The sequence below is a fragment of the Deltaproteobacteria bacterium genome (assembly GCA_005879535.1).
Classification (GTDB): Bacteria; Myxococcota; Myxococcia; order Myxococcales; family 40CM-4-68-19; genus 40CM-4-68-19.
The window spans coordinates 1-8,054 of sequence record VBKI01000027.1 but is presented as its reverse complement, the minus strand read 5'-3'; the positions used below and the strand labels follow the sequence as shown (position 1 = coordinate 8,054).

The 8,054-nt window shown below is 65.2% G+C and carries 6 protein-coding genes; 2 read left to right on the top strand and 4 right to left on the bottom strand.

What is annotated here, in order from left to right:
* The 4 genes from E6J58_01300 to E6J58_01285 form a co-directional block, all read right to left on the bottom strand.
* Positions 1-1,700, bottom strand: a 1,700-nt coding sequence (locus E6J58_01300; GenBank protein TMB42828.1) for a hypothetical protein, incomplete at its 3' end; no start/stop codon positions are given.
* A 10-nt stretch (positions 1,701-1,710) separates the two neighbouring features.
* A complete protein-coding gene (locus E6J58_01295) occupies positions 1,711-2,184 on the bottom strand; it encodes a hypothetical protein (GenBank protein TMB42827.1) in 474 nt (157 codons plus the stop codon).
* 10 nt (positions 2,185-2,194) lie between these two features.
* Positions 2,195-4,033 (bottom strand): prepilin-type N-terminal cleavage/methylation domain-containing protein, encoded by a 1,839-nt coding sequence (locus tag E6J58_01290; GenBank protein ID TMB42826.1) that lies wholly within the window; start codon positions 4,031-4,033, stop codon positions 2,195-2,197.
* Positions 4,034-4,040: 7 nt separating this feature from the next.
* Entirely contained in the window at positions 4,041-4,754 is a 714-nt protein-coding gene (locus E6J58_01285; protein TMB42825.1) for a prepilin-type N-terminal cleavage/methylation domain-containing protein, read from the bottom strand.
* Positions 4,755-5,177: 423 nt separating this feature from the next.
* Here E6J58_01285 and E6J58_01280 point away from each other — a divergent pair, with 423 nt between their 5' ends.
* A complete protein-coding gene (locus E6J58_01280; GenBank protein TMB42824.1) occupies positions 5,178-6,854 on the top strand; it encodes a hypothetical protein in 1,677 nt (558 codons plus the stop codon).
* 292 nt (positions 6,855-7,146) lie between these two features.
* A partial coding sequence (locus tag E6J58_01275) for a PAS domain-containing protein (protein TMB42823.1) occupies positions 7,147-8,054 on the top strand: 908 nt, incomplete at its 3' end.

Here is an 8,054-nt window from a genome sequence, read left to right as displayed (position 1 = left end):
TGCGAGCCACCCAGCGGTCGGAAACGGGGAATGAAGGCGAACGTCGTTCCGCGGGTCTGAACCGTGGTGATCGCGGCCACGGAGAACGAGGTCGCGTTGGAGATGATGTCGAGGAAGACCCGGGTGAGGTTCCGCTCGAGCGCCGCGAAATTCGATCCGTCCAGGTAGAGGCCGTGGCCCGCGGAGGCAGCCGCCCGCAGCGGCTCCAACTCGCCGAAGTAGTTGTCGCCGACGCCGAGCGTATACAGGCGCAGGTTGGTGCCAGGCTGCCCGCCGAGGTTCGTCGCGAACATCCAGGCCGCGACGCTGGGAAGGAAGTCGTTGGGGCAGACCCCACCGGCAGTGGTGTAGTACGGCGCGCCGGGCTGCGTCAGGACCGGGCCAGCACCGTTCGACATGTTCGGGCTCAGGTAGTCGTCGCCGTCCTTTTCCGCGCCGAGGCCCAGGCCGGGACTGCCGGTCGAGGTGGGGCCGGAGCAGGCGGCGTGCGAATCGTATCCGTTGCACCAGGGATGTGTGGCAATGTTCGCTGCTCCGTCGCAGCCGGGCCGGCCGTCGATGCCGCGGCCATCGGAGATGAGGACGGAGAAACCCGCGTTGCAGCCGGGGCAGAAGCCCGCCTTCTTGTTGGAATCGCTGCTAATCCCGTTCTCGCTCGAGGGGTGCGTGCTCTGGTTGGGGAAGAAGCTCCAGGTCGAAGGCGGTGGCGAATCGATCGAGCTGACCGTCCAGGCCACGTTGAAGAGCATCTCCGCCAAGGGATTGGCGGTGTTCGTGTAGGTGACGCCGTCCACGCTGGCGATGCGCTGGTTCGGTCGACCCTGCCCGGTGCACGACTGGGGCAACATCTTCTGCAGGCGGTACCAGCCCTGTGCGCCGTTCTGCGTGCCGATGCCCTCGCGCAGCGAGTTCAGCAGCGGGCCGTTCACCAGCCGCTTGTAGGCGAGGCGGAGAGTGGCCCATTTTGGCGGGAAGTAGTTCAGCCAGTTGCCCTTGGCCACCAACGCCGAGCTGCTGGTATCGGTCTGCGCCACCTTGTAGTTGATCCAGTAGCCCGTGGTTTTGACGCAGAGCTTGCAGTCGTCGGTATCGTTGGACACGTAGCCCACGCCGCTGGTCGCGTTGGTGCAGGCCGTGTCGATGCTCTCCGGAGTGCCGGAATCGTTGGCCGGCCAGAGCACGTAGCGCCAGGCCTTGCCGCCGGTCGAGTCCGTCTTCTTGTCGTTGTAGGTCGCGTCCTCGAAGTTGTCGGCCAGGCCGCCTCCACCGGCGTAAGTGACCTCCGGCTCGGGGTACCGCTTCGACTTGTCATAAGCGCCGCTGTAGGCCGCTGAGGCAGCCGGCGGCTCCACCGTGGTCGGCATGAAGTAATCGAGGTTGTTGAGGAAGGCGTTCTGGCAGCCCTGCCCGTTCGGAGCGAGCACGCTGCCCGCGCCGCCAACGCCTGGCTCGCGCAACTCGTACAGCGAGATGGGCAGCGCCTTCATCGAGGCGGTTCCCGGGTAGAGCATGGTCACGTTCGCGGTGCCCGACACCGTGAAGGAGAGGAAGTTGTTGTCTCCGCGCGTCGGCGGGTTGGTGAAGAAGTCCATCCGCTCGGTGTCGCGGTTCCAGCAGGTAACGTCCGTCCCCGGCGGAGCCGCGCCCGCGGGCAACGCGAGCGCCGTGGAGAGAATGAGCAGTGCGCTGATCCTGTTCATAGTCTCCTCGTCAGAATCCGAAGTTCACCAGGAACTCGATTTCCTGCTGGTGCGTGGCCTGGGCGTTGTCGCGGCAGACCACCGTCATGCGCCAGCCCTTGCCGCCCAGGCCGCCTGACCGCCGGGTGATCCGGTTCGCGGCGTCCCCTCCCACCGCTCCGCCCGGCGTGCCGCCGGCCTCGGACACGGAGGTGACGTTGAAATTGTCATAGTGGCCGGAGGCGTACTGCTGGTCGCCGATCTGCTTCTGCATCTGGAGATTGACGAGGTTCACGCCGTAGGCGCGGAACTGCGACATCAGCATCTGCCGCGCGCCCTCCGCGCAGCTCATCGACCGGTCCCAGTGGCGCTTGGAGGCCACCGCGTCGACCTCGCGGGTCGTGCGATTGACGAGCGCGATGCCGACCACGGCGAGCACGATCATCAGGATCATCGAGATGATCAGCGCCGAGCCGCGGTCGTGCCTGTGGTGGACGAAGCGCATCGGTGGCCCTTTAGAAGATGAACGGATCCTTCGAGCCCAGGTTGGGGGTCGACACGGTCGCCGAGCTGAAGTAGCGACGGTATCGGCCGAGCGTGACCACGACGAAGTTGTCGCAGTTCTCGATCGAAGCGCTGCCGTCCGGCGGGGTCGCCGGATCGCCGAACCAGTCCGAGGGCTGCGTGATGTCCAGCCGGAGCGAACGCACGGTCAGACGGATGCGGACCCCGCGGATGTTCGCCGGGTGCAAGTTGTAGCGCAGCGGGTCGGTGTCGGAGGTGACCAGAGTCGGCGCGGTCACCGTCGGGTCGGGCTCCTCGATGACGCCCGGCGTATTGCCGATCACCCAGTCGCCGCCGTTGTCGGGAGCCGCCACGCCCGTGGTGCTCGGGCGAAGCAGGTAGGCGAACTGCATTCCTTCGACGCCGTGGGCGATGGGAATCTCGTCGGCCGTGTCCGGCGCGCCGCCGGCGCCTTCCTCGGCGGTCGTGCCGTTCTGGTTGTAGTCGAGGCCCCGGTCGAGCATCAGCCAGGGATCGCCGTTGACCGTCGCGACGTGGTAGCGGTAGCGGTTGACGAGGAAGAGGCTCACGCCGGCCGTGTCGAAGCACGAGTCGTGCGCCGCGGGAATGTTGGCGCGGTACGGGTTGCCCGCGACGGCCGCATCGAGCGTGAGCTGCAGATCCGCCGCTGACGTCGCCTGCGCAGTCGCGGCCACCTGCCCGATGGTTGGGTTGCTCCCCTGTGCGCAGGTCATCTCGACGAGCTGGCCCTTGAGAAACGTGTCGCCCGCCGACGCGGCGACGGTGACGTGGGTCGGATCGAACGCCTTCACCTGCCAGGCGTGCCCGGTACATGGCGACGAGGGAGAGCAGCCGGCGATGGTGCTGCTCGGCGTCCCGGCCCAGTAGTAGTCCGGGTCGCGCGAGACGAAGACGATCTGGTCCGGAAAATTCATCCGGTCCCGGCAGGGGTTCGCCGCGGTCCAGTTCGGGCAGTTGTAGTTGCGGAAGTCGAAGGCGTACCGCGGGTCGATGCCGTAGCCGGCGCGAGCGATGGTCTGTTGCAGCGAAAGCATCGCGTCGCGGGCGGCGTTGCTCGCCTCGCGCGACAGATCGAGAGCCTGCACCGACCGCTGCTGCGAGAGGAACGTTGCAGTGACGATGCCGATGACGATCAGCGCGACGGCGGCGCCGACGGTCACCTCGATGAGCGTGAAGCCTCGCGGCTGCCGGCGCGTCACAGGTTGAACCCCGACGGGTCGTACTTGTAGAAGCTGGCGCTCACCTGCCGGTAGCCGAAGTTCGGCTCCTTCCAGCGCACCAGGATCTGGATGAGTTTTCCCTGCGCCTGGCCGGAGCCGTTGAGGTCGACCGGGAACACGTTCCAGTAGCGCTGGAAGATGGTCTGCTCCCCGGCGGGAAGCGTGGTGTCCACCGGCGAGAGTACGCCCGCGTAGCTCGCCGCGAGCTGGTTCACCTGGGCGGCGCCTGCAGCGCCGTCGGTGAAGTCGAACGTCACCGGCGAACCGTCCACCGTGGTCGTCAGTGTGGCCGTATTCAGCAGGTCCCAGAACTTCGCGATGTCCGAGTGGTTCGTGTCCGAGTAGAGACCGGTGTGCGCCGGCGAGGCGGAGCCCTGCGGCACGAGCCTGGAGTCCGTGTACTGCCAGAGCTGGATGTTCTGCACCAGGTCCTGGGCGAGCAGCGATGCCTGCGCCATGCGCTTGCCGAGGTTGTTCGCGCGCATGGCGACGACCTGCAGCCCGGCCAGGCCGAGCAGGCCGATGAGCATCACCACCGACGCAACCATCGACTCGATCAGCGAGAACCCACGATCCATCCTGTGGCAAGCGGGGATCATCGGACGGCCACCGCCTCGGCGGCGCCGGTCGCCGCCACGATGACGAAATCCATGATGCTGGTCGGCGCTCCGGCCACGCCGCCGTCCACGGACTGCACGTCCTGCAGGCTGATCTGCTGTCCGACACCGAGAGGCCCGCCGTTGAAGATGGCGCCCCCCGAGGGAAGAAAGGTGATCGCTCCCTGCTTCGAGCTGGTGTCGCAGAAGCTGCAGTACTTGAAATTAGGCGCCGCGCTCCCGCCGTCCACGGTGATGTCGGCGACGCCGCCGGACCCGCCGTCGGCGAGGACGATGTTCAGGTATCCGGTGGGGATCGCGGAGTATGGCGGCGGAAGCGCCGATCCCCAGCCGTCGAGCGGTCCGAAGCTGGTCCCGCTCGGCAGCGTCCCCGAATAGATCAGCCGGTCCGGCGAAGGCGCCGGGGTCGAGGGGCTGAAGGAAGCCAGCGAGAAGTCCCCGTTCACGTCCTCGATGGCCCACCAGCGGGCTGCCAGTGAGTCGACGACGACCACCGTAGGATTGCCGCGGGCGAACGCCTCCGCCCGCGCCGTGCGGAGCGTGGCGATGAAATCGCCGCTGGCGCTGGAGAAGTTGCCGCGCGTCTTCATCCGGCCGAGCGCAACCGCCGACATGCCGGCGAGGACGCCGATGACGGCCATGGCCACCACCAGCTCGATCAGGGTGAAGCCGCGCGGACGCACGGAACGCATCCCTAAACTATTAGCAAAAGAAACGCCGTTCCCAACGTTTCGCAATCCGGACTGGATTACCTGGACCCACTCTCATCCGGCATCGCTACTTCTTTCCGATCGGATACGGCGTGATGTGCGGAAATGGATTCGATGATTGTACAAATCAGTCCGTTGAAACGGCGGCAAGTAGTGTGGCGCACACCGCTAGAGCGGCGCTATCGCGGCGGAAGTGGCCCTGGTCGATCCTACCGTGGAGCTCACCGTTGCTAACCGACCGCTCGCCTCCACCTCGCCGACGTAGAAGAGGTGCTCGCGGATCTTCAGGCAGGTGAAGGCGGGACAATTTAACCTTGCCATGCCTCTATCCGGCGTGCCTTGGTACGAAACCGAAACGATGAAGGCGAGGGCGCCACGCGCGGCCTCGCTTCCGGAGGAGACAACATGCAAGCCAACCAGATGACGCGGGCTGCGCCCGTCCTCTGCTTGTTCAGCTTCGTCTTTTCCCCCTCCGCATGGGCTGACAGACCGGCCCAGCCCGAGGTGCTCACGAACCCAGAGGTCAATGAAGCGCTGCACGCGGACGTCTCGGCTCCGCTGCGCGAGATGGCGACACCCCCTCGCGCGGACACACCTCGCCGGGTGATTCCCATTCGTCGACCGAAGCTGCAGCAGACGATGAACGCTGCCGCGGTGCCCAGCCAAGCCGCGTCGGATGATGGCGCGCTGCAGACCGCGATACTTCCGACGGTGCTCGCCGTCCCTGGGGTGAATGTTCTCGGCGTCGGAAATGGCTTCGGCAGCTACAAGGTTCAAGGCGCTCCGAGCGACGCCAACCTGGCCGTCGGCGATACGCAAGTGGTGCAGTGGGTCAACCTCCAATACGCGGTGTTCGACAAGAGCAGCGGCGCGGTCCTCGCCGGTCCATTCGACGGGAACAACTTCTGGAAGGGTTTTGGCAACATTTGCGAGACCGCCAATCAGGGTGACCCCATCATCCAGTTCGACAAGCTCGCTCACCGCTGGGTGGCAAGCCAGGGCACCTTCAACGTGCGGGTGACCTGCATCGCGGTATCGACCACGCCTGATGCTCTTGGGACCTATTACCGCTTCGCCTACGGGCAGAATAGTTTCCCCGACTACCCAAAGTTCGGAATCCAGCCCAACGGTTACTTTCAATCCATTAACAGTTTCACTAATGACGGCTCGAGATACGTTGGCGCGACGGTTTGCGCCTATGACCGGGTCGGGATGCTGGCGGGACGCAAGAGCGCGAAACAGGTCTGCTTTACGACCCCAACCACCTTCGACGACAGCCTGCTGCCCGCCGACCTCGATTCCGCGGACGTCCTGCCGCCCAGCGGCCAACCGGAAGTGTTCCTTGGCAGCATCGATAACACTCCGCCCAATGGAAATGTCATCTACAAGTATCTGTTCGACATCGACTTTGCCCGCCCGCGCAACGCGACGTTTACCGGCATTGGCGGCACGATGCCGATTCCCGTCGCAAATTTCCAACTCGCCTGCGGCGGCGACAGAGCATGCATTCCGCAGCCAGATGCGGAACCTGGAACAGACACTCTGGACTCACTCGGCGACCGCCTGATGTACAGGCTGGCTTATCGGAACTTCTCCGACCACCAGAGCTGGGTGGTGAGCCACTCGGTGAATACGCCCACGGGCCAGGTGGGCGAGCGATGGTACGAATTCCGTGCACCGAAAAACTCCACTGTGCTGACCGTCTACCAACAGGGCACGTACGCGCCGCCGGACGGCGATCACCGCTGGATGGGTTCGATCGCCATGGACAAAGCGGGCAACATCGCGCTCGGGTACAGCGTCTCCGGGCCCGTGCGCCCGGGCGGCTCGTCGACCTTCCCGTCGATCCGCTACACGGGACGCACCTCGATCGACCCGCTGGGCGCAATGGAAACCGAGTCGTTCCTCATCAACGGCACGGGCTCACAGCTCAAGTGCGGAGGTCGCTGGGGCGACTACACCAGCATGGCGATCGACGCCGACGGATGCACGTTCTGGTACACGAATCAGTATTACCTGACGACCAGCACGTTCAACTGGAGCACGCGCGTCGCGTCGATCAGGTTCCCTGACTGCCAGTAGCGATCAGCGGACCTCGATCCAGCCTCGGCGCGATCACCTCGACCGCGATTCCGTCCTGGAATGGCGGCGAGCCGGTAGCTGCGCATTGGGTCGCGCATCCTGACAAACTGTACAAATCCGACAGGAGTGTGGGTCGCAGTCAGGCAAGCGAACAAACGGCAGCCGCGGGCGTGTAGCAGATCAGGTCGTGGCCATGTTATGGGACCGGCCCGCGCAGCGAGAACGGGGCTTCTCTCTCCCCACGAACCCGTTCGCAAGGAGGTCCAAGATGGCTGGACCACGGGAACTCGCGATGCAAGCGAAAGTCATGGAGTCCGAGAGGCGGCGGGTCAAATCGCGCGGATCGCTGGACGCCGACATCATCATCGCCAACGCCCCTGATCCAGTGTTCGTCTCCGATCTGGAAGGCAAGATTTTGCAGGCGAACGATGCGGTTTCCCAGTTGCTCGGATTCCGTCAGGACGAAGTGCTGGAGCAATCGCTGGCCCGCTTCATCAGTCCGGAGGAAACCCGGGAATTCAGGGCGGCGCTGCGGGAAGTGGTCGAGCGCGGCGTCATGCGGAACGTCGTCCTCAACCCTCGGAGTGCGGGCGGCGAGGTCATCCCCACGAGCCTGAACGCCTCCGCACTCCGCGATCCTGATGGCCGGGCGATCGGCGTCATCGGCATCCTGCGCGACATGCGAGAGCTGGACAAGGCAAGAGCCTATGCCGAGAGCTTGATCAAGAACGCGCCGGATCCCGTGTTCGTGTCGGACCTCGAGGGAAAGATCCTGCAAGCCAACGACGCCGTCTTCGCGCTCCTCGGCTTCCGCCCAGACGAGCTCATCGAGCAATCGCTCTCGCGCATCATCTCCTCTGCCGAGACCCGGGAGTTTTTGGCGGCACTCCGCGAAGTCGTGGAACGCGGCGTCACCCGCAACGCCAGACTCAACCCGCGGAGCGCGAGCGGCGAGGGCATCCCGACGACGCTCAACGCCTCCGCCCTCCACGACACCGACGGGAAGGTGATCGGTGCCATCGGCATCCTTCGCGACATGCGCGAATTGGACAAGGCCCGAGCATACGCCGAGAGCCTGATCAAGAACGCGCCCGATCCCGTGTTCGTGTCCGACCTCGAGGGAAAGATCCTGCAGGCCAACGATGCCGTCTCCGCCCTCCTTGGCTTCCGCCCGGACGAGGTCCTCGAACAGTCGCTCTC